Raw genomic sequence first — 22,292 nt, 5'->3', positions numbered from 1 at the left:
CAGTAGGGCCTGATCCGAGAAACACGCCCTAGGCCGGACCGCACTCGGTGTTCGACCGGTACCCGCCGGGCGGCCCTGTGGACGCGCGCACCGTGGAGAGCGGATGGCGGTCTCGGTTTCGCAGGTCTCCCGGATCGAGTCGGGGGACGTCTCGACACGCGACGCGCTGGACCGCTACGTGACCGCCCCGGGCGGCACGCCCTCCCTCGTCGCGGACTCCGGGGACGAACGGCTGAGGGTGGGCTGAACCGGGCCTGGGCCCCGCACATGGCCCCGCCAGTGACGCGCGCGCACGCGAAAGAGCCCCCGGCCCAGCGATTTCATCGCGGGTCGGAGGCTCTTTCTCTGAGGGTGGAGGTGGCGGGAATCGAACCCGCGTCCTTCAGCACCGCACCAGGGCTTCTCCGGGCGCAGTCCATGCTGTCGTTCTGCTCGGCTCCAGCGCTACCACGGACAGTTCGCTGACGAGCCCAGCCACGAAGGTGTCCCACCGGGGCCCCGTGGCCTGATCCCGGCGGTGAGTCCTCTTAACGATGCCGGACACTGAGCCGAGGACGGGCCCAGGCCGACAGAGTCGCTATCGCTTAGGCGGCGAGAGCGAACTCAGTGCGCTGAGAATTGGCACTTGATATTTAATGCGAATGCAGGATTAACGAGGTCACAAACGCAACCCTCGGCCCGCTTCCCCTGAAACGATCACCGAAGTCGAAACCGATCACCCCCTGTGGAGTTGTCAACGGGTCCGCAGACCCGCGCACGGGGGCCGGGGCCCCCGGGACGCCCGCTTCGGGGTGCCGGGCGGATGTCCGCCCGACGCCGTCCGCAGCGTCCCTGCGCTCCCACGCTACCGGTACAACGCGTGAGACGCCAAGCCGATTCCCTCCGTGGGCCCCGACACGCAGAAACCCTCGCGGGCGCGGACGGGATCCATCAACGCTGCCCGCGAGGGCGGCCGGCAGGGTCGGGCCGGCCTTCCTGCGGCAGAGCCACCCCCGAGATGCGGCCCTGCCTCTTGGACTGGTTCACGCAACCCCCCATTACGTCGCCCAGTCACCAGGAAGGACGCGGCCCGGACCGTCGAAGGTTGCCCCGTTCGCCGACTTTGCCGGGATTTTTCCCAGGTCAGCCGCCGACGGGCGGCTCGCCCTCGGCCGGTCCGGCCGGGCCCTCGGCACCCTCCGTGCCCGGTGTGCCCTCAGCGCCCTCGGTGCCCTCGGCGCCTCCGGGGCCCTCGCCGTCGGCGGAGCCGGAGCCCTTCTCGTCGGAGGCCGCCCCGGCCGCCGCGTCCGGCTCGCTGTACTCCGCCTCCACGTACCCCTGCGGCAGCGACTGCAGGAACGTGTTCCCCGCCACCAGCGCGTACTGGTCCCACACCTGCTGCGGGTCCACCTCGGCCACCGCGGCGAACGCCACGTGCCCCTGGTACCCGACGAACCACTGCACGACCGTCGCGTCCCCGCCGATGGACTGCTCCACCTGGGACACCTGCCCGTGCACCGGCACCGTCCCCAGGTTGGCCGGCGCCGCCTGCCCCTGCTCGACCGCGGCGCGCATCAGCCGGCGCAGCCCCTCGACCGTCGCGCCGTCCAGCTCCCGGTCGGCCTGCGAGCCCTGAGCCACGTCCTCGTCGCCGCCCACCGCCAGCCGCGGCGCGTGCCAGGTCCCGTCGGCGACCGCGCCCGCCGCCAGCGCCATGCCCAGCGGGCTCACGGTGACGTTCCGGGCGCCGGTCATCGCCCCCGCCGTGTCGGCCGCGCCGCCGTCGCCGGAGATCTCCCCGGAGTAGGTCGGCACCGACAGCCGCCAGTCCGCGCCGATCCCGAGGTCGGCCGCGGTGCGGCGCAGCTCCTCGTCGCCGACGTCCTCGGCCAGGGAGGCCATCGCCGACGTGCAGCCGTTGGCGAAGGCGCTCTGAAGGGTCTGCGGCTGGGCCCACACCCCGTTCTCGCTCTCGTTGCCGAACGTCTCGCCGCCCACGTCCGCGGTCTGCTCGCAGGCCAGAGCGCCGTCGGCGGTGGCCGCGCCGCTGCGCAGCGCCGCCCCCGCGGACACGATGCCGAAGGCCCCGCCCGGCCGGTACTCGGCGCTCAGCGCGCCGTCGTTGTCGAAGGAGTCCGGGTTGCCCGCCGCCGCCAGCACCTCGCCGGTGCGGGTGTCGACCGCCACCAGGTGGGCACGGCCCGGCATCACGTCCAGCGCGTCCTGGGCGGCCTGCTGGGCGGTGAGGTCCAGGGTGGTGGTCAGGGCGCCGCTGGCGGCCCCCGGCCACTCCTGCAGCACCCCCGTCTCCCGGCCCTCGGCGTCGAGGGTGACGACCTCGGTGGTGGCGGTCCCGGCCAGGGTGTGCTGGAAGACGTTCTGCAGGCCGCTCAGGCCGATCGTGTCGCCCGCCTGGTAGGTGCTGGCGACGCGGGAGGAGATGTTGTGCTCCGCGGTCCCGGCGACCTCGCCCACCACCGAGCGGGCGGCGCGCGGGCTCAGCGGCATGCGCTCGTCGCGGGTCTCGACCCCGGCGATCCCGCGCGCCGCGGACAGCACGCCCTCGTCCACGTCCTTGGTGCGCATCAGCACCAGCGGCTGGAACTCCTCGGGCGGGGCGGAGCGCACCCGGTCCACCATCGGCCCGGGGTCCTCCTCCAGCAGCTCGGCCAGCTCGCCGATGCCCGAGCCGTCCTCCTCCAGCTCGGCCGGGACCACCCCGAAGGCGGTCACCGCGGCCTCGCCGACCAGCGGCTCGCCGGTGCGGTCGAAGACGCGGCCGCGGTCGGGGACGTCGTAGCTGACCGCCAGCCGCTCCCCCGCCCCCAGGTCGGGGTGGATCACCGAGGGGTCCCAGGCGATCCGCCAGCCGTCGCCGCCGCGGGCCAGGTCCATGCGCCCGGTGTACTTCCACACCGGGTCGCCGATGCCCAGGTCGGCCTGGGCCTCGAACTCGGCCGTCGCGCCGTCGCCGTCCAGCTCCACCCGGCCCAGGCCGAAGCGCACCCCGGCCAGGTCGAGCTGGTCGTGGGCGCTCTCCAGGGCGGCGGCCACCTCTTCGGGGTCGCCGTCGGTCTGGCGGGCGGCGGCCTCGTACTCCCCGGCCTGCCAGTCGAGCAGGAAGGTCCGGACCGCCACGTCCGGGTAGGGCTGGGGGGCGCAGGCGGCGAGCGCGGCCGCCGCGGCCAGGCCCGTGCCTGCGCTGAGGTACCGGCGGAAGTGACGGGGGGACACCCTGGCTTGTCCTTTCACCTCGCCTTGCGGCGGCGGCTCAGGGCGCGCTCGATGTCGCGCTGCGCCTCCCGCGCGGCGATGTCCTGGCGTTTGTCGTGGCTCCGCTTACCGCGCGCCAGGGCCAGTTCGACCTTGGCCTTGCCCTCGCTGAAGTACAGCGACAGCGGGACGAGCGTGCGCCCCGGCTCCTGCGTCTTGCCGATGAGCCGGGAGATCTCGGCGCGGTGCAGCAGAAGCTTACGCGGTCGCCGGGCCGCGTGGTTGGTCCAGGTCCCGTGCGCGTACTCAGGGATGTGCACGTTCTCCAGCCACACCTCGCCGTTCTTGACGTGCGCGAAGCCGTCGGTGAGCGTGGCGCGCCCGGCCCGCAGCGACTTCACCTCGGTGCCGGTGAGCACCAGCCCCGCCTCATAGGTGTCGTCGATGTGGTAGTCGTGCCGGGCACGGCGGTTCTGCGCGATGACCTTGCGGCCCTTCTCGCGGGGCACTGGACGTCTCCTCTTTCTCCGTCGGGCCCGTGGGGTGGGCCTGGCTCGTGGCTACACCCGCAGGTAGCGCCGCAGCGTCAGGAACGACGAGACGGTGCACAGCAGGATGCCCAGCACCATCGACAGCCCGATGACGTAGGCCAGCGCCCCGGCCCCCAGCGAGACGTCGAAGGCGAACCAAGTCTCGATTCGCTTCAGCAACAGATAGCGCGCGGCCACGATGAACCCGGAGGCGATGACGCCGCCGATGAGGCCCGAGATCGCGCCCTCCAGCAGGAACGGGAGCTGGATGTAGAAGTTGGAGGCGCCCACCAGGCGCATGATGCCGGTCTCCCGGCGGCGGCTGTAGGCCGACAGCCGGATGGTGTTAGCGATCAGCAGCGCGGCGGCGGCCAGCTGCACGAAGGAGACCACCAGCGCGGCCCACTTGAGCCCGTCCAGCAGCTCGAAGAACTGGTCGAGGACCTGCTGGTCATTGTGGATGGAGTCGACGCCCGGCCGGCCCTCCACCGTCTGCACCACGGAGTCGAAGTTGTTCGGGTCGGCGAGCTGCACCCGGAAGTTGTCCGGGATGTCGCCCTCCTGTGCGGCCTCGGTCAGCGCCTGGCTCTCCGAGAAGCGTTCCTGGAACTCCTGCCACGCCTCGGCGGCGGTCACGTACTCCACATTCGTGACCTCGGGCAGTGCCTCCAGGTCGGCCTGGACCGACTCGCGGTCCTCCTTGGTGGCCGGCCCGTTCTCCTGGCAGACCTCAGAAGGAGAGACCTCGGTGCACATGTAGACCGTGACCGAGACGCGCTCGTCCCAGAACTGGCGCATGTGCGAGACCTGCTGCTGGACCAGCAGGCCGCTGCCGAACAGGGCGAGGGAGATGGCCACCGTGACGATGACGGCGATGGTCATCGTGAGGTTACGGCGCAGGCCGATCCACATCTCGGAAAGTACGAATTGTGCGCGCATGAGTGCTAAAGGTCCATCCTTGAGGGCTTCGGCAAGGCCGACGTCGGGGGCCGGGGGTCAGTAGGCCTGGCCGTAGACGCCGCGCGTCTGGTCCCGGACGACCACGCCTTCTTCGAGCTCGATGACGCGCTTGCGCATCGAGTCGACGATCGCGGCGTCGTGCGTGGCCATGACGACCGTCGTGCCGGTCCGGTTGATCCGGTCGAGCACCTTCATGATGCCGATGGAGGTGGCCGGGTCGATGTTCCCGGTCGGCTCGTCGGCCAGCAGGATCTGCGGCCGGTTGACGAACGCGCGCGCGATCGCCACGCGCTGCTGCTCGCCCCCGGAGAGCTCCTCGGGCATCCGGTCGGCCTTGCCTTCCAGGCCCACCAGCTCGACGACCTCGGGCACCACCTTGCGGATGAACCGCCGCGGCTTGCCGATGACCTCCAGGGCGAAGGCGACGTTCTCGAAGACGTTCTTGTTCGGCAGCAGCCGGAAGTCCTGGAACACGCAGCCGATGCGGCGCCGCAGGTGCGGCACCTTCCAGTTGGACAGGCGCGCCAGGTCCTTGCCCGCCACGTGGACCCTGCCCTTGCTGGGCTTCTCCTCCTTGAGGACAAGCCGGAGGAACGTCGACTTACCCGACCCCGAGGGGCCGACGAGGAAGACGAACTCCCCCTTGTCGACGTCGATGGACACGCTGTCGAGAGCGGGTCGCTTCTGGGTCGTGTAGACCTTGGTGACGTTATCGAAGTGGATCACAGGAGCATCACAAGGTTCTCGGAGATCGGGGCACCCGGGCGGAGGACGTGGTTCCGCTCAGGGAGGGTCCGGCCGCCCGGCCGGCACACGGTACCGGCCTGCGGGGCCAAACGACAGTGTAGAGGCGAACGCAACCCGGAATGTCCTTGATCGACACGGGGCCGGGGGGCGCCGGGCGCCCCTTCGGGCGCGCCGGCCTCCGCCGCCTCACACCAGAGCAGCAGAACCGAGCATATCGGAACTGTCAACCGATCATAACGGTCGCGTATCGTGCGGTGTGCGCGGCCGACACCGGCGCCGCGGGGGCGCTAGCGCGCCGAACCCCCGCCGCCGCGCCCGATCCGCGGCTATCCGCCGTTCTCCTGGCTGCGCATCCACCGGATCTCGGCGTCGATGAAGGGGTCGATGTCACCCTCCAGCACCCCGCCGGTGTTGCCGGTCTCCACGCCGGTGCGGGTGTCCTTGACGCTCTGGTAGGGGTGCAGGACGTAGTTGCGGATCTGGGTGCCCCAGCTGCTCGTGCCCTCGCCGCGCAGCTCCTGCAGCTCGGCGGCCTCCTCCTTGCGCTTGCGCTCCAGCAGCTTGGCCTGGAGCATGCCCATCGCGGTGGCCTTGTTCTGCAGCTGCGAGCGCTCGTTCTGGCAGGAGACGACGATGCCGGTGGGCTGGTGGGTGATGCGCACCGCCGAGTCGGTGGTGTTCACGCCCTGTCCGCCGGGGCCCGAGGACCGGTAGACGTCGATGCGCAGGTCGCTCTCGTCGATGTCGATGTGGTCGCTCTGCTCGACGACCGGCACCACGTCCACCCCCGCGAAGGAGGTCTGGCGCCGGTTCTGGTTGTCGAAGGGGGAGATGCGCACCAGCCGGTGGGTGCCGTGCTCGCCGCGGAGCGTGCCGTAGGCGTAGGACGCCTTCACCGCGAAGGAGGTCGACTTGATGCCGGCCTCCTCGGCGTAGGATGTCTCGTACACGTCGGTGGGGTAGCCGTGCTGCTCGGCCCAGCGCAGGTACATGCGCTGGAGCATCTGCGTCCAGTCGGCCGCGTCGACGCCGCCGGCCTGGGCGTTGATGGTCACCAGCGCCTCGCGCTCGTCGTAGGGGCCGTTGAGCAGCGTGCGCACCTCCAGCTCGCCGATGTCGGAGCGCAGCGACTCCAGCTCGCGGTCGGCCTCGGCCCGGGCGTCGGCGTCCCCCTCGGCGGCGGCCAGCTCGAACAGGACGCCGGCGTCCTCCAGGCGCTGGCGGATCGAGCCGACCTTGTTGACGATGGACTCCAGGTTGGCCAGCTTGCGGGTCACCGCCTGGGCGTGCGCCTGGTCGTTCCACAGCTCCGGGTCGGCAGACTGCTCGCGCAGCTCGGCGATCTCGGTGTTCTTGGCGTCCAGGTCGAGGACGGCTTCGACGCTCGCCATCGTGGACGCGAGTTCCTTGAGCTTCTCTGCGGGATCTAGGTCTGCCACGGTCCCAAGTCTAGGGTGTGACGGCAAAGGCCCGCGCGCGGCGATGCCGCGCGCGGGCCCTGAGGGTCCCGGTCCTAGCCGGTGCTCACTCCTCGGCCAGGGAGCGGATGGAGCGCAGCGCCACCGACAGCGTCGCCAGGTCGAAGCGCTCGGTCTCCCAGATCTCCGACATGGTGCGCCCGGCGAGCTCCACCGATTCGGCGTTCTTCTCGGCCCACTGCTCGGTCAGCCGCTCGGCCGACTCCCCCGAGGCGCCGGACAGCAGCACGTCCCGGGTCAGCTCGGCGTGCGTGGCGTACAGGTCGTCGCGGACGGCCGAGCGCGCCATGGTCGCCCAGCGGTCGTCGCGCGGCAGCGCGATGATGCGCTCGCGCAGCCGGGAGATCTGCAGCCGGTCGGCCAGGTGGAAGTAGACCTCGGCCACCTCGCGCACCGGGCGCCCGGTCCGGTCGGCGACCTCCACCAGGTCGAAGGCCGAGTAGGCGGGCACCATCCCGGCGACGCGCCCGGCCAGCTCCGGCGGCACCCCGCGGCCCTTGAGGGCGTCGCGCCGCTCCTGGAACGCGGCCAGGTCGCGCCCCTGCAGCAGCTCGGGCAGCTGCGGCACGATCACCGAGGCGCCCTCGGCGAAGAACGCGATCTCCTCGCCCAGGTCGAACCGGTTGGGCCGGTTGCGCAGCAGCCAGCGCGCGCAGCGCTCGGTGAGCTTGCGGGCCTCCAGCAGCATCTGCAGCTGGGTGTCGACGTCGATGACGTGGTCCAGGTCGTCGACCGCGTTCCACAGGTCCCGGAGCCCGAAGACCTCCATGGCCACCAGGTAGGCGCGGGCGATGTCGTCGGCGGAGGCGCCCAGCTCCTCGTCCATGCGGAAGGCGAACGTCGACCCCGACCAGTTGACCATGTCGTTCACCACCTGGTTGGTGATGATCTGGCGGGCCAGCGGGTGGTCGGGCATGGCGTCGGCGTAGCGCTCCCGCAGCGGCGTGGGGAAGTACTCCACCAGGGTGCGGCGCAGGTAGGGGTCGCCGGGCAGGTCGGACTCGCTGATCCGGTCCTTCAGGGCGATCTTGGTGTAGGCGATGAGCACCGCGAACTCGGGGGCGGTCAGCCCCTGCCCGGCCGAGCGCCGCGCCGCGATCGCCTTGTCGTCGGGCAGGAACTCCAGCTTGCGGTCGAGCCCGCCGTCGCGCTCCAGCCACCGCATGTACCGCGAGTGCACGTGCAGCATCGAGGTGGTCTGCTTGCGGGCCGCGGCCAGCAGCACGTTCTGCGCGTAGTTGTCGTCCAGCACCAGGTCGGCGACCTCGTCGGTCATCTCCATGAACAGGCGGTCGCGCTCGGCGGCCGGCAGCCGCCCGGCGCGCACCTCCCGGTCCAGCATGATCTTGATGTTCACCTCGTGGTCGGAGGTGTCCACGCCGCCGGAGTTGTCGATGAAGTCGGTGTTCACCCGGCCCCCGGCCAGGGCGAACTCGATCCGGCCGAGCTGGGTCAGGCCCAGGTTGCCGCCCTCGCCGACCACCTTGCAGCGCAGGTCGGCGCCGTTGACCCGGACCGGGTCGTTGGCCTTGTCGCCGACCTGGGCGTCGGTCTCGGCGGCCGCCTTGACGTAGGTGCCGATGCCGCCGTTCCACAGCAGGTCGACCGGGGCCGTGAGGATGTGCCGGATCAGCTCGAAGGGCGTCACGGCCCGCACGTCGCCGCGGATGTCGAGGGCCCGCCTGACCTGCGGGGTCAGCGGGATCGACTTGACGTTGCGCGGGTGCACCCCGCCGCCCTCGGAGATGAGCGAGGTGTCGTAGTCGGCCCAGGAGCTGCGCGGCAGGGCGAACAGGCGCTCGCGCTCGGCGTAGGACCGCTCGGCGTCGGGGTCGGGGTCGATGAAGATGTGCCGGTGGTCGAAGGCGGCGACCAGGCGGGTGTGCCGGGACAGCAGCATGCCGTTGCCGAACACGTCGCCGGACATGTCGCCGACGCCGACCGCGGTGAAGTCCTCGTTCTGGACGTCGGTTCCCATCTCCCGGAAGTGGTACTTGACCGACTCCCAGGCGCCGCGGGCGGTGATGCCCATGGCCTTGTGGTCGTAGCCGACCGACCCGCCGGAGGCGAAGGCGTCGCCGAGCCAGAAGCCGCGCTCCTTGGCGATGGCGTTGGCGGTGTCGGAGAAGGTCGCGGTGCCCTTGTCGGCCGCCACCACCAGGTAGGTGTCGTCGCCGTCGTGGCGCACCACCTCCCGGGGGTGCTCCACCGTGCCGTCGACGAGGTTGTCGGTGACGTCCAGCAGGCCGCTGATGAACTGCTTGTAGCAGTCCACGACCTCGGCCATGACCGCGTCGCGGTCGCCGGAGGGCAGCCGCTTGCACACGAACCCGCCCTTGGCGCCGCTGGGCACGATCACCGAGTTCTTCACCATCTGCGCCTTGACCAGGCCCAGGATCTCGGTGCGGAAGTCCTCGGGCCGGTCCGACCAGCGCAGGCCGCCGCGGGCGACGGAGCCGAAGCGCAGGTGCACGCCCTCCATGCGCGGGGAGTAGACGAACATCTCGAAGCGCGGGCGCGGCTCGGGCAGGTCGGGGATGGCCTGCGGCTCCAGCTTGTAGACGAGGTAGGGCTTGTGGGTCCCGTCCTCGCCGGTCTGGAAGTAGTTGGTGCGCAGGGTGGCGTCGATGCAGGCCCAGAAGGCGCGCAGGATGCGGTCGTGGTCGAGGCTGGCGACCTGGTCCAGCTCGCCGCGGATCTCCTCGGCGATGGCCTCGGAGCGCTCGGCCCGGCCGGAGGCGTGGCGCGGGTCGAAGCGCGACTCGAACAGCCGCACCAGCAGCTCGGCCACGTGCGTGTTGGCGGCCAGCACCCCGGCCATGTAGTCGGCGGTGAAGGTGGTGCCGGTCTGGCGCAGGTACTTGGCGTAGGCGCGCAGGATGGTGAGCTGGCGCCAGTCCAGCCCGGCGCTGACCACCAGGGTGTTGAACCGGTCGGACTCCCCGCGCCCCTCCCACAGGGCGCTGAAGGCGTCCTCGAAGAGGAACTTGAACCGGTTGTCGGGCACCTTGGCGGAGGCCCCCATGGGGGCCAGGCCGAAGTCGTAGATCCAGGCGCGTCCCTGGCCGCCGCGGGAGGCGTCGTGGGCGGCGATGCCGTAGGGGCGCTCGTCGACCACCTCGACGCCCATGTTCTCCAGCAGCGGCAGCACCTTGGACAGCGACACCGGGGCGCCGCGGCGGTAGAGCTTGAGGTGCCAGGAGCCGGAGTCGGGGTCCTTGCGGTGCAGGTTGACCGCGAACCCGCCGTCGGGCAGGTCGCGCAGGCGGGACAGGTCGTCCACGGCGGTGCGCGGGTCGGTGTCGACCTTGTACCCCTCGGGCAGGGCGTCGCCGAGCTCGCGCACGGCCCGCATGCCCTCGTCGGCGCCGTAGCGGGCCTTCAGCTCGGCCTGCAGGCCGTCGTCCCAGGAGCGGGTGGCCGCGACGACGCGCTGCTCCAGGGCGGCGTGGTCGAGCTCGGGCAGGGCGCGGCCGCGCTGGGCGCGCACCACCAGGTAGAGGCGGGCCAGGGAGGAGGAGCCGACCATGACGCTGTGGTCCATGGCCGCGCCCTGGAAGGCGTCGTTGAGGACGTCCTGGATGTCCAGGCGGACCTGGGTGTTGTACCGGTCCCGCGGCATGTACACCAGGCAGGACATGTACCGGCCGTAGGGGTCGCGGCGCAGGAACAGCTTGGCGCCGGGGCGCTCGCGCAGCCGCAGCACGCCCATGACCACGTCGTACAGGTCGTCGACCGGGGTCTGGAAGAGCTCCTCTCGGGGGAAGCCCTCCAGGATCTCCACCAGGTCCTTGCCGTCGTAGCTCTCCGGGTCGAACCCGGCGCGGTCGAGGACCTCGGCCTGCTTGCGGCGCAGCAGCGGGATCTGCTTGATGCTCGTGGTGGCGGCCTCGTGGGTGTACAGCCCCAGGAAGCGGCGCTCGCCGACGATGCGGCCCTGCCCGTCGAAGCGCTTGACGCCGACGTAGTCGAGGTACTTGGGGCGGTGCACGGTGGCCCGGGAGTTGGCCTTGGTCAGCACCAGGGCGTGCGGCTCGCGCGCCTTGGTGCGCACGGCGGCGGGCAGGGAGGCGAAGCTGCTGGAGGCGGGGGCGTCCATGCGCAGGATGCCCAGGCCGGTCCCGGCGCGCGGGCCGAGGGCGTCGTTGCCCTCCTCGTCGGCGACCAGGTCGTACTCCCGGTAGCCCATGAAGTGGAAGTTGCCGTCGGCGACCCAGCGCAGGAACGCCTCGCTCTCGGCGGCCTCGGTGGCGTCCACGCCGCCGGAGCGCATCGCGGCTGCGGAGGCGGCCAGCTCGTCGGCGAGCCCGGTGGCGCGGGCGCGCATCTTGGCCTTGTCCTCGGCCACGCCCCGCACGTCGCCCAGCACCCGCTCCAGGTCGGAGGCGACCTGCTTGAGCACGGTGGGGTCGCTCTGCCGCTCGACCTCGATGTGCATCCAGGACTCGGCGAGCGGCTCCAGGCCGTCCCCGGCGGGTTCGGGCTCCACCTCGCGCAGGTGCCCGGCCAGGTCGCGGGCCACGCTGAGCTGGGGGTGGACGACCAGGCGCACGGCGATGCCCTGGCGGTTCAGCTCCATGGTGACCGAGTCGACGAGGAAGGGGGCGTCGTCGGTGACGACCTCCACCACGGTGCGGTCCAGGTCCCAGCCGTCGTCGGCGGCGGTGGGGTTGAACACGCGCACCTTGGCGCGGCCCTGGGGGCGCTCCTGGGCGAACCGGTAGTGGGCCAGGGCCGGGGCGCACACGCCCGCGGGGGTGCGCTCCTTCAGTTCCTCGGGGTCGACGTGGCGGTAGTACAGGCGCAGGAACCGCTCGATCCGGTCCGGATCGGCGGCGCCGGATTCAGGGGACCATTGCGCGGCCGCGTCGTGGACCAGCCGGTCCTGAACGGCGTCGGTCTGCCCGGGCATGTTCGATCTCACTCCCTTGTGAGCCGTCGGGGGTCCATCATCGGGTGATGTGACTTGTGAAGTTCTGTGAAGGCCGGCGCGCCACCACCGCCCCGCGGACGGGCCGCGGGGCGGCCGCGTCCCGTTCGGGAACCTGTGCGCACAGGTGGCGGCTGCCAGGACCGGACGCCGTTGTCCGGCCTTCGCCTCGGGGACAGGCTACTCCGTTTCACACGGCACAACCCTTACCAACACCGACCTTCGTCGTTAACAGTGCGTTTCCGCCATCAAGGCCTCGATCGGCGATCGACAGGAGATCCCCGTCGATGCACACCAGCGACGCTACGCGGGCGGGGGCGGCGCGGCCAGCCCCGGGGGCGGGCTGTCCCAAGTCGGCCCCGGGCTCCGGATCGCGGTGCGGGGGCGGGCTTCACGCCCTCCTTCCTACCCGATCCCGGCCCCCGGCAGGGCCGTCACGCGGCGAACGGCCCCGACGACCGCCTGGGCGTCGGTGAGGTCCTGCAGCACCTCCCGGGCCCCGGCGGCGCGCAGCTGGGACTCGGTGGCCGAGCCGCTGAGCACGCCGATCGGGGCGGCGCGGCCGATCACCGCGGCCTCCACGTCGCGCACCGAGTCGGTGACGTAGACGGTGGAGTGCTCGGGGAACTCGGCGCCGCGGGCCTCGGCGGCCCGCATCCGGGTGAACTGGATGAGGCTGGCCTTGGGGTAGCCCTCGGAGCCGAACCCGCCCAGCGACAGGTCCAGGTGCCCGTCGAGGCCGAAGGCCTGCAGCTTGGCGACGGCGTTGGGCTTGATGGTGCCGGTGACCACGGTCTGCACGGTGTCCTCCAGCTCGCCCACGGCGGCCAGCGCCTCGGCGGCTCCGGCGGCGGCGCGGGCCCGCACCGGGAGCTGGTCGCGGCGGCGGGTGAAGCCGTCGGCCAGGGCCTGCACGAACTCGGCCAGGGGCTCCTCGCCGGGCTCGATGTCCACGTCGTTGCGGGCGAAGAACTCGAAGAAGACCTCCGAGTCGGTGCGCCCGGCGGTGGAGGCCAGGTAGACCAGCGGCGTCCCCGTGGCACGCTCGAACGCCTCCGCGTAGGCGGAGCGCGTGACCTGCGCTGCGTCGACGAGCGTGGGGTCGACGTTCCACAACACGAGGCGGCTGATGGCAGTCTCCTTGAAGCGACTTGAAGCGAAGGGCGGGGGCGACGCCCTCCATATTGCCGCAACGGCGGAACCTGGGGCCTCCCGGCGGCGTCCCACCGCCGGGAGGCCCCAGGACGGGACGCGCGGAACGGAGAGCGGGCGGGACATGGTCCACGACGGCAGGGGCAGGGACGGGCTGGTCGAACCCGGGTTCTTCCTCGGGGACGACAGCTGGGGCGGTCGGATGTCCGACCGCGCGCAGAACGACGCCATCCGCGGCCTGCGCAGTCAGCTGGACAACCAGCGCCACAGGCTCAACTCCGAGCTGCGGCACCTGCGCGGCACGCTGGAGCAGCGCATCGACCGGATGGCGGCCTCGTTCGACGCGTTCGTGGAGCTGAGCGACGTCCGCGAGCAGCTCATGCCGTTCACCGGAGCCGCGATGGCGCGGCGCCGGGTCCTGCTCATGCTCGACGGCCGGGTCCCGGACGAGCTGCACCTGGATGCCTCGGCCGCCGAAGGGGACTACTGGCTGCTGCCCGCGGCGCACGGGCTGCACGCCCTGCTCCGGGACGACCTGCGCGGGGCGCAGCGCAACTTCGCCGAGGCGGCCGACCTCGATCCGCTGCGCGCGGGGGTGTTCACCCTGTTGTCCGCGGCGGAGCGGGCCCCGGACGCGGCCCCCGCGCTGGCGGACTGGATCCTGTCGGCGGTCCTGCCCGAGCCGCCCGAGCACGCGGCCGCCCACGAGTGGGCGCTGATCCTGCTCGCGGCCGAGGGCCGGCTGGGCGACGGGGCGCGCCAGACGGTGCTGGCGGGCTGCGCGGAACTGCTCCTGGAGTCCCCCGCGGACACGGCCGTCCCGTCCGAACTGCTGGAGTTCGGGAAGGGCGGGCCCGCCGAGCGGAGACCGGCTCCGCTGTCCGCCCTCTCGGGAACCGGGCCGGTCAAGGAGGCGCTGGCGGCGGCCGACCGGCTGGCCGCCCTGCGCCGGACGGTGGAGGCGGCCGTCGCGGCCCCGTCCGGCGGCACCGGGCCGGAGGGCTCCGACGGCTCGGACGATCCCGGTGACGGCCCCGCCTCCCCCGCGCTGGACGCGGCCGGGCCGCTGCTCCGCCGCCTGGTCGAGGAGGGCAGCCCGGAGGAGGCGCCGCTGCTGTACCGGGCGGCGCAGCTCCGGGCCGTCGTGGAGAGCCGCGGCGGCGCGTCCGACGACGTCGAGCTGGAGACCTGGAAGGACCCCGAGGGCCGGACCCTGGACCTGCTGTCCGCTTCGGCGTTCTCCCCAGGGGCCGACCCGCAGGTGCGGCGCTTCGCCCTGGAGGTCTTCGCGCCCCTGGTCCTGCGGGAGGCCCGCAGCCGGGCCCAGGCCGCGCTGGCCCCGCTGCCGGACCGGTCGGCGGTCCGGGTCAACGGGGTCGAGGTCGCCGTCGGCACGGGCGGCGCCGACACGGCGGGGGCCCGGGCGGCCCAGGAGCGGGCACGCGACGCGGCGGCGGGCCAGAACGGCTCGACCCCCACCGTCGGCGCGGGCGTCGCGGGCGCCATCGCCGTCCTGTCCGCCCTGTTCGGCCTGGTCATGCAGCAGACAGGACTTCTGGTGACGGCGGTGGTCGCGCTGGCGGCGGCCGGAGGCCTGGTGCTGATGGGCAAGGAGGCGCGGAAGGACCTGGAGGCGGAGCGGACGGCCCGGACCGCCTCGGCGGAGAAGAAGCTGGAGGCGGCCGTGCGGTCGTGGGCCCGGTACCGTGCCGACGCCGAGCAGGTACAGGCCCAGGCCCGCCAGGACGCCGATGCGGTCGAGCGGATGCTCGGCGGGGGCGGGAAGACGTGACGGGAGCGGGCATGGAACCGCCCCGGACGGCCGAAGAGTGGCGCATCTTCCTTGAGGAGGTGAACGCCATGGTCCTTGAGGGCGCCGACGACGAGGGCATCGACATCCCCGCCGACCGGCGGGCCGCCGGGTGGCTGGGCTACGAGGGGGCGGACGTGGAGCGCATCGCGGCCCTGGAGGAGCGGTTGGGCACACGCCTCCCTCCGAGCCTGCGGACCTTCCTCTCGGTGACGGACGGCTGGACCCGCCTGAGCTTCTTCGTGTACGGGCTGCGGTCGACCGAGGACATCGACTGGCTCCGACGGGCCGAGCCGGGGGCCTGGGAGATCCTCCGGGGCGCCCCCGACGGCGAGGAGCCCGAACACGAGGAGGACCGGTTGATGGACCGCGCCCTGCTCGTGTCCCGCGAGGCCGACGCGCTGTACTGGCTGCTCGACCCGGGGGACGTCTCCGAAGACGGCGAATGGGCCGCCTACACCTGGGCGAGCTGGTACCCGGGCCTGAGCGACCGGCTCGCCTCCTTCGCCGCGCTGGTCGCGGAGGAAGTGGAGGATTTCGGGGACCCGGGGGCGTAAGCGGAGAACGTGCAACCGGCGCGGCCCCCGCACCGTCTGAGTGTGTGGAACCCCCCACAGCCCGAAAGGCCGCCATGGAGTTCACCGGCGATTTCGAGACGCACCTGACGCTGGACGCGCGCACCCCGAAGCAGATCACGGCGGCGTCGCGCTGGGCGCGGGGCAGCGGGCTGAAGTTCACCCACATCGAGCTGGACCGGGGGTCCTCCGCGTCGCAGCCCATGGTGACCTACCACGGCCACGGAACGCTCACCGGCGAGCTCGGCATCGCCGAGGAATGGAGCGGGCGGCTGGCGGAGGCGGGGTTCCCGGTCACCCGCACCAAGATCGAGGCGTCGCCGAACAACACGGGCGTCCCGCGCACCCGCGAGGAGGCCGCGGCCCTGCCGCCCCACTGCTACTTCGAGCACCACATCAAGCTGCTGCTGGCGCCGGACGCGGACCTCGCCGCCCTCTCCCGGCTGGTGGAGCCGCACCGGGCGCGGCTGTCGCGCAACGCGCGCCGGAGCCGCGCGGACGGGTACCAGGAGCGGTTCGTCACCCAGCGATGCTCGCGGGTGGGGCGCGCCACCGCCCTCGCCCTGTACCAGCGGCTGCTCGACGAGTTGGAGGGGCACGGGCTGGGGCGGGTCTCCCCTTGGCGGAGGAAGCGGTCGGACACCCCGGTGCCGGGGATGCTCGACGCCGAGATCGAGTTCGTCGTGCACGACAGCGCCCTGGACCTGGACGCCGGGTGGATGGACGCGGCCCCGGTCACCGACCGCGCCGAGCGCGCCGAGGAGGAGGCGGACATGCGGCGCCGCTCCGGACAGCGCGACCGCTATCCCAGCACGCACATGCCGCTCACGGCCGGTCCGCACGCCAGGCAGGGGAAGGTGTTCGACCCGGCGCTGAAGCAGTTCGACCACGCGTACCGCCCCGGTGAGCCGGTCTTCGAGGACCCGCGGCTGGAGGCCGAGTGGTGGCAGATGCAGGAGTGCGCCATGGAGCACGTCCTCGCGGCGGTCTCGGGCACGCGCTGGCGGGAGCACCTGGTGCTGCGCGGCAGCATGCTGATGCCCCTGTGGGTCGGCCCGGCCGCGCGCCGCCCGCGCGACCTGGACTTCGTGGTGCTGCCCGCGGACATGGAGCCGGTCGGCGGGGACGCCGAGCGGATGGTCGAGGACATCGTGGAGGGGGTCTGCGACGGGGTTCCGGACATGCCGGGGCTCGCGTTCGACCGGGACGGGGTGACCACCGAGAGCATCTGGACCTACGAGCGGGCGGAGGGGCGGCGCGTCGTGCTGCCGTGGTCGTGGGAGGACCTTCCGCGCGGGTCGGTCCAGATCGACGTGGTCTTCCACGAGCCGCTGCCGCAGGAGCCGGTGCGGGCGGTGGTCGGCCGCGAGGAGGTGCTGGCGGCGGGCCCGGAGCTGTCGCTGGCGTGGAAGGTGCTGTGGCTGTTCACCGACATGTACCCACAGGGCAAGGACCTGTACGACGCGGTGCTGCTGGCGGAGAACTCCTCCCTTTCCCGGGAGCTGCTGGTGCGGGTCCTGGAGCCGACCATCTCCCAGGAGACGGGCGTGAGCGCGGAGTCCGTGGACGAGACCTTCCTTCGGTCGGAGTTCACGGCCACCTACATCGAGGCGGAGTGGAGGCACTTCGTCCGCGACTGCCCGTGGGTCGAGGGCACCTGCGGGGAGTGGCTGGACCGCTTCGAGGCGGCGATGGCACCGGTGTTCCGCCGGGCGTGACGGGCGCCGACGGGCAGGCCGTCCGGGCCCGACCGGACGGGGACGGCTCCGAGTGGAGATCGGCGGGCGAGCGGAGCGGGGCACCGGCCATGGCGTCGTTGCCGGACCACAGCGGCCATCCGCACGCCCATCGCTCGACAGTGCCACCGCGAGGGCCACCGCCCTTCAGCCCAGGTCCTCCCGGTCCAGGAAGTCGAGGACCGCGGCGCTGATCTCGGCAGGGCGTTCGCGCGGGGCCCAGTGGCCGCACCCGTCGATGATGCGGAGCCGGGCGTCCGGAGCCAGGTCGGCGGAGCGGCGGGCGACCTCGGGCGGGACCAAGGTGTCGTCGGCCCCGTGCACGAAGAGGGTGGGACAGGAGAGTTCAGGAAGCCGGTCGGTGAAGTCCACCTTCATCTCCCGAGGTCCGATCTCGTCCATCTGCCAGTCGCTGTAGGGGCCGACCGCCTCCCCCGCCCTGGCGCGCAGCTCCGTGAGGACGCCGTCGGTGATGTCGTCCAACTCCCGGTCCTCGACGGGCGAGGCGAACGCACCGGCGAGCGTCCGGCGCACCACACGCCGCGAGATGCCGAGCGCGGCGCCGGTCAGGCGGGGCCAGGGCGGGCGCAGCGCCCAGTAGCTCAGCCGGTGGGCGCGGACACGCCGCTGAAGCCCGCCCGGGTCGACCAGCACCAGGCGCTCCACACGGTCGGGCCGGTCCAGGGCGAAGCCCAGTGCGGCGGCACCTCCCATGGACAGACCGACCAGCGGCGCGGAGCGCAGCCCCCAGTGGTCGAGCAGCCCTTCGAGGCACTCCTGCAGCCCGCGCTGGCCGGCGCGGCCCCGCCAGCCGCGGGACCGCCCGTGGCCGGGCCAGTCGGGGGCGAGTACGCGGTGCCGACCGGCGAGGCGGGGGATCACGTGCTTCCAGCTCAGCCGCGCGTTGTCCAGCCCGCCGCCGTGCAGCAGCACCACCGGCGGACCGGAGCCCCCGGCCTCCAGGTAGTGGACCGTCCCGTGGTCCAGTTCGGCCGTACCGCTCCGCCCCGGCTCCTCGTTCATCCGCCGCTCCCGCCCCGACCGGTCTGCACAACGGTGTTCGCCACGTCGTCCGCGCCGGCCTCCCCGGCGTCCCACCGGTCGAAGACGGCGGGAAGCTCCTGCTCCAGGAAGCCGTACAGGGCGTGCAGGTCGCTCAGCCGTTCGCCGCGGGCACCCCGCCGCTCGTCACCGAGCAGGTCGAGCCCGCGTGCGGTGATCCGGCGGAACTCGGTGGCGCGCAGCGCCCGGCGGCGCAGCATCGCGCTCCACGCGCCGGGGTCGATCCGGTAGTAGTACTGCCGCTCGCCCGGACGCGATGCGCGTCGGACCAGCCCGGAGGGGGTGAGCATCCGTGTCGCGGTGCTGACCGAGCTGCGGCTGATCCGCAGGGCCGCCGCGATCTGCGCAGGGCTCTGCTCGGGGGGATCGCAGATCAGCAGCCAGCCGAGCACCCGCCCGGTGATCCGGGGGAGCCCTTCGGCCTCGAAGAACTCCGCCACCTCGTCCGCGTAGGAGGCCTCCTCGGGGGAGGCGGCGTCCTCCCTCGCCCCCCGGCCGCTCCCTGTCCCCTGCACGTCCCGCTCATCGACCATGGCACGAACATACAGTCGTTGCAGTCATGACTGCAATGACTGAATACAGGCCGGGCGGGCGGCCGCCGCCCCGAGGCCCCCGAGGCCCCTTCCGGTGCCGTGGCCACGCGGCCGCCCGGCGTCGACCGCCCTCACCCCATGTGCGGGTAGCGCCAATCCGTCGGCGGGACGAAGGACTCCTTCACCGCCCTCGGGCTCGCCCAGCGGACCAGGTTGAAGATGGATCCGGCCTTGTCGTTGGTGCCGGAGGCGCGCGCGCCGCCGAAGGGCTGCTGGCCGACGATCGACCCGGTCGGCTTGTCGTTGATGTAGAAGTTCCCGGCCGAGAAGCGCAGCGCCGCGTCCGCCTTCTCCACGGCCGCCCGGTCGCGGGCGATCACCGCGCCGGTCAGCGCGTACGGCGCGACGTCGGCCATCTGGGCGAGCACCTGCCCATAGCGGTCGTCGTCATAGACGTACACCGCCAGGATCGGGCCGAAGTACTCGGTGCGGAACACCTCGTCCTCGGGGTCGTCGCACTCCAGCACCGTCGGCTGGACGAAGTACCCCTGCGCGTCGTCGGCGCCGCCCCCGGTGAGGATGGTGATCGCGTCGGTGGCCTTGGCCCGGCGCAGCGCCTCGGCGTTCTTGGCGAACGCCCGGTCGTCGATCACCGCCCCCATGAACGTGGACAGGTCGCCGGTCACGTCCCCCATGGTCAGCGACTCGGTCTCGGACAGCAGGCCGTCGCGCATGCCCCGCCACACGCTGCGCGGGACGTACGCGCGCGAGGCCGCCGAGCACTTCTGCCCCTGGTACTCGAACGCCCCGCGGATCATGGCGGTGCGCAGCACGTCGGGGTCGGCCGAGGAGTGGGCGACGATGAAGTCCTTGCCGCCGGTCTCCCCCACGATGCGCGGGTAGGAGTGGAAGCGGTCGATGTTCTCCCCGGCGGTGCGCCACAGGTGCTTGAAGGTGCGGGTGGACCCGGTGAAGTGGATCCCCGCCAGGTCCGGCTGGGACAGCGCCACCCGGGAGACCGCCTCGCCGTTCCCGGTGACCATGTTGATCACGCCGGGCGGCATCCCCGCCTCCTCCAGCAGCCGCATCAGCCACCACGCGGCCGTCGTCTGCGTCGGCGAGGGCTTCCACACCACCACGTTGCCCATCAGCGCCGGGGCGGTGGGCAGGTTCCCGGCGATCGCGGTGAAGTTGAACGGGGTGATCGCCAGGACGAAGCCCTCCAGCGGGCGCAGCTCCTGGCGGTTCCACACGCCGCGCGGCGACAGCGGCTGCTCGGCGTACAGGCGGCGGGCGTAGTGCACATTGAACCGCCAGAAGTCGATCAGCTCGCAGGCGGCGTCGATCTCGGCCTGCTGCACCGACTTGGACTGGCCGAGCATGGTGGCGGCGTTGATCGTCGCCCGCCACGGCCCGGCGAGCAGGTCGGCGGCGCGCAGCAGCACGGCGGCGCGGTCGTCGATCGACATGGCCCGCCAGCCGGGCGCGGCCTCCCGGGCGGCGCCGACCGCGGCGCGCACGTCGTCGTCGGTGGCCTCGGGCATGCGGCCCAGGACGTGGGTGTGCCGGTGCGGCACGACGGCGGGGAGCGTGGGCCCGGCCCCCATGCGGCGCTCTCCCCCGATGGTCTGGTCGAGTTCGGCCTCGCCGCCGCTCAAGCGCACGATCTCGGCCTCCAGCAGGGCGCGCTCGGGCGTTCCCGGGGCGTGGCTCAGATTCGGCTCGTTGACGGGCTCGGGCACGCGGGTCACGGCATCCATCGTCGCCTCCAGGACGGGTCTGCCGACTGGCATACCCGGACCGGCGGCACGGGTCACGCGCCTGCCGCCTGCGTTCACCATCAGGCACATGACCGGCGAAAACAGGGCTTGAAGGTGACGCGGCGTCACGTTCTAGGCTCGGTCCATGGCTCCCGACGAGGCCGTCTACAAGGTCGGCGAACTGGCCCGGGCGTCCGGGCTCACGGTCCGGACGCTGCGCTACTACGACCGGATCGGGCTGCTGCGCCCCTCCCGCCGGACCGGTGGCGGCCACCGGGTGTACGGCGAGGCAGAGGTGCGGCGGCTCTACCGCATCCTGCTGATGCGCGGCGCGGGCCTGTCGCTCGGGGAGGCCGGGCGGGCGCTGGACGACCCCGGCTGGGACCTGCCGGGTGCGGTCCGGGGGCACCTGGCCTCCCTGGACGGGCGATTGGCCGCCGAACACCGGCTGCGGGACCGGCTGTCGGCCATGGCGGCCACGCTCGACCGTGCGGACGTGCCCACGGCGGTGGAGTTCTTCGAGGCGATGGAGGAGATGACCATGCTGGACAGCACGGTTCGGCGCCGGGTGTCGATCCTGGTGTACGACGACATCGAGGCGGTGCACGGCCACCTGGTCCGGGTGTTCGGCCTGGGCGCGGGGCCGCTGGCCCGCGACGGGGAGGGCCGGTGCGTGCACGGGGAGGTGGACGCGGGCGACGGCGTGATCTGGCTGCACCGGCGGGCCCCGGAGTTCGGGCTGGACTCCCCCAAGACCTTGGGCGCGGCCACCGGGACCACGGCGGTCATGGTGGAGTCGGTCGACGAGCACTACCGCCGCGCCGTGGCGGAGGGCGCGGAGATCGTGTACACGCCCGTGGACCAGCCCTACGGGTACCGCGAGTACTCCGCCCGCGACCCGGAGGGCGGCCTGTGGTCCTTCATGGCGCCGCTGGGCTGAGGCCGGGGCGGGCGGGGCCCTGGCCTCCTACTCCACCAGGTACTTCAACTCCTGCACGGCGTACCACATCAGGTCGTGGTCGTCCTGGTGCCCGGCGTCGGGGTCGGCGACGGCGCGGGCGATGCCCTCTTCGGCCCCCGCGTCGTCCACGTGCGCGGACGCGAGCCTCTTGTAGGGCACCGACCCGTCGACCCGCACCGCCGCGGGGCCGCCCAGGTCGGCGTCCTCGGTGATGGCGGCCTCGGGCATGTCGGCGGCCAGCACCACACGCCGCCGGGGCGCGCCGGGGTCGGCGGCGAGCAGGCGCAGGGAGGCGTCGGCCGCGCTGAGCATGGCCTCGTACTCCAGCTCCTCGTCGTCGCCCCCGGTGGCCCGCAGGGCGCCGGTGGCGGCGAACGCGGTNCCCCCCCGCCCCGCCCCTCGGCCAGGATCTCGGCGAGGGCGGGCAGGGTGCAGGGCAGGTAGATGCGCATGGTACGAGTCTGCCAAAGCCCGCCCCCCGGGCAGGCCAGGGACGGGCCGGGTTGTGGACGGCGCCCGGTCGTGCCGCTCGCAGCGGGGCGCGACCCGTCACCGCCCCTCATCCGGCCGCCTTGGCCGACCTTGCCCTCTGCCCGTCGATCCTGGTGGGCTTCCTCTCGGCATGGAGCTGGGAGACGCGCTGATGCGAGATGCCGAGCACGCGGGCCGCATCGCGCTGCGAAGCGCCCTGGGCCATGAGGGCCTCAATGGCCGCACTCATGCCGCGCCGGCTCGTCGGCGCCCGCCGTGATCTCCAGTTCGACCTCGACCTCCTCGATCGGAACGTCGAGGACGCCCGCGATCGCATCACGCGCCATCTCCCTCGCGTCGTCGAGATCCCGCCCGAAGGTATGGACACGAAGGTC

At 72.7% G+C, this 22,292-nt stretch carries 17 protein-coding genes and 1 other RNA gene; 5 read left to right on the top strand and 13 right to left on the bottom strand.

Annotated features, from left to right (window positions below; all coding sequences use genetic code 11):
- Positions 1 to 103: 103 nt before the first annotated feature.
- Positions 104 to 247: a hypothetical protein gene (locus D476_RS34315; protein WP_017626465.1), complete on the top strand. Its 144-nt coding sequence runs from the start codon at positions 104 to 106 to the stop codon at positions 245 to 247.
- A gap of 102 nt (positions 248 to 349) precedes the next feature.
- Here D476_RS34315 and ssrA read toward each other — a convergent pair.
- The 8 genes from ssrA to D476_RS0123975 all read right to left on the bottom strand — a co-directional run bounded on the left by ssrA (position 350) and on the right by D476_RS0123975 (position 12,953).
- Positions 350 to 723, bottom strand: a transfer-messenger RNA (tmRNA) gene (gene ssrA, locus D476_RS36630).
- Between the two features lie 399 nt (positions 724 to 1,122).
- Complete coding sequence (locus D476_RS0124005; protein WP_017626464.1) at positions 1,123 to 3,213, bottom strand: penicillin-binding transpeptidase domain-containing protein; 2,091 nt, start codon at positions 3,211 to 3,213, stop codon at positions 1,123 to 1,125.
- A 14-nt stretch (positions 3,214 to 3,227) separates the two neighbouring features.
- Positions 3,228 to 3,701, bottom strand: coding sequence for an SsrA-binding protein SmpB (gene smpB / locus D476_RS0124000; RefSeq protein ID WP_017626463.1), 474 nt, complete (start codon positions 3,699 to 3,701; stop codon positions 3,228 to 3,230).
- Between the two features lie 51 nt (positions 3,702 to 3,752).
- A complete protein-coding gene (gene ftsX, locus D476_RS0123995; protein ID WP_017626462.1) occupies positions 3,753 to 4,661 on the bottom strand; it encodes a permease-like cell division protein FtsX in 909 nt (302 codons plus the stop codon).
- Positions 4,662 to 4,718: 57 nt separating this feature from the next.
- Positions 4,719 to 5,408 (bottom strand): cell division ATP-binding protein FtsE, encoded by a 690-nt coding sequence (gene ftsE / locus D476_RS0123990; RefSeq protein WP_017626461.1) that lies wholly within the window; start codon positions 5,406 to 5,408, stop codon positions 4,719 to 4,721.
- A 347-nt stretch (positions 5,409 to 5,755) separates the two neighbouring features.
- Positions 5,756 to 6,868 carry a peptide chain release factor 2 gene (prfB, locus tag D476_RS0123985; RefSeq protein WP_026123809.1) on the bottom strand — a complete coding sequence of 371 codons (1,113 nt, stop codon included), beginning with the start codon at positions 6,866 to 6,868 and terminating at the stop codon, positions 5,756 to 5,758.
- A gap of 85 nt (positions 6,869 to 6,953) precedes the next feature.
- Positions 6,954 to 11,819, bottom strand: coding sequence for an NAD-glutamate dehydrogenase (locus D476_RS0123980; RefSeq protein WP_017626459.1), 4,866 nt, complete (start codon positions 11,817 to 11,819; stop codon positions 6,954 to 6,956).
- 423 nt (positions 11,820 to 12,242) lie between these two features.
- The gene (locus D476_RS0123975; RefSeq protein WP_017626458.1) at positions 12,243 to 12,953 is read right to left on the bottom strand and encodes an HAD family hydrolase; all 711 of its coding nucleotides are present in this window, start codon (positions 12,951 to 12,953) and stop codon (positions 12,243 to 12,245) included.
- A 160-nt stretch (positions 12,954 to 13,113) separates the two neighbouring features.
- Here D476_RS0123975 and D476_RS0123970 point away from each other — a divergent pair, with 160 nt between their 5' ends.
- From D476_RS0123970 to D476_RS0123960, 3 genes are all read left to right on the top strand, one after another.
- Entirely contained in the window at positions 13,114 to 14,781 is a 1,668-nt protein-coding gene (locus tag D476_RS0123970) for a hypothetical protein (protein ID WP_017626457.1), read from the top strand.
- Positions 14,782 to 14,792: 11 nt separating this feature from the next.
- A complete protein-coding gene (locus D476_RS0123965) occupies positions 14,793 to 15,356 on the top strand; it encodes an SMI1/KNR4 family protein (protein WP_017626456.1) in 564 nt (187 codons plus the stop codon).
- 74 nt (positions 15,357 to 15,430) lie between these two features.
- Positions 15,431 to 17,092 carry a nucleotidyl transferase AbiEii/AbiGii toxin family protein gene (locus D476_RS0123960; RefSeq protein WP_017626455.1) on the top strand — a complete coding sequence of 554 codons (1,662 nt, stop codon included), beginning with the start codon at positions 15,431 to 15,433 and terminating at the stop codon, positions 17,090 to 17,092.
- 165 nt (positions 17,093 to 17,257) lie between these two features.
- On the opposite strand, the gene D476_RS0123955 is transcribed toward D476_RS0123960, so the two are convergent.
- The 3 genes from D476_RS0123955 to pruA form a co-directional block, all read right to left on the bottom strand.
- Complete coding sequence (locus tag D476_RS0123955) at positions 17,258 to 18,133, bottom strand: alpha/beta fold hydrolase (protein WP_017626454.1); 876 nt, start codon at positions 18,131 to 18,133, stop codon at positions 17,258 to 17,260.
- On the bottom strand, positions 18,130 to 18,705 hold the full coding sequence (locus D476_RS0123950; protein WP_017626453.1) for a GbsR/MarR family transcriptional regulator: 576 nt from the start codon (positions 18,703 to 18,705) through the stop codon (positions 18,130 to 18,132). Before D476_RS0123950 ends, D476_RS0123955 begins: the two co-directional genes overlap by 4 nt.
- Before the next feature lie 131 nt (positions 18,706 to 18,836).
- Positions 18,837 to 20,465, bottom strand: coding sequence for an L-glutamate gamma-semialdehyde dehydrogenase (gene pruA, locus D476_RS0123945; protein WP_017626452.1), 1,629 nt, complete (start codon positions 20,463 to 20,465; stop codon positions 18,837 to 18,839).
- A 145-nt stretch (positions 20,466 to 20,610) separates the two neighbouring features.
- Between pruA and D476_RS0123940 the strand changes: the two genes are divergently transcribed.
- A complete protein-coding gene (locus D476_RS0123940; RefSeq protein ID WP_017626451.1) occupies positions 20,611 to 21,405 on the top strand; it encodes a MerR family transcriptional regulator in 795 nt (264 codons plus the stop codon).
- Positions 21,406 to 21,432: 27 nt separating this feature from the next.
- On the opposite strand, the gene D476_RS34310 is transcribed toward D476_RS0123940, so the two are convergent.
- Together D476_RS34310 and D476_RS38045 are read right to left on the bottom strand one after the other, a co-directional pair.
- A complete protein-coding gene (locus tag D476_RS34310) occupies positions 21,433 to 21,894 on the bottom strand; it encodes a DUF6912 family protein (RefSeq protein WP_394296943.1) in 462 nt (153 codons plus the stop codon).
- Between the two features lie 91 nt (positions 21,895 to 21,985).
- Positions 21,986 to 22,147: a sigma-70 family RNA polymerase sigma factor gene (locus D476_RS38045; protein WP_017626449.1), complete on the bottom strand. Its 162-nt coding sequence runs from the start codon at positions 22,145 to 22,147 to the stop codon at positions 21,986 to 21,988.
- Positions 22,148 to 22,292: the final 145 nt, after the last annotated feature.

It is taken from the genome of Nocardiopsis chromatogenes YIM 90109 (assembly GCF_000341185.1).
Classification (GTDB): domain Bacteria; phylum Actinomycetota; class Actinomycetes; order Streptosporangiales; family Streptosporangiaceae; genus Nocardiopsis_A; species Nocardiopsis_A chromatogenes.
This window is presented reverse-complemented; position numbering and strand designations above follow the sequence as displayed.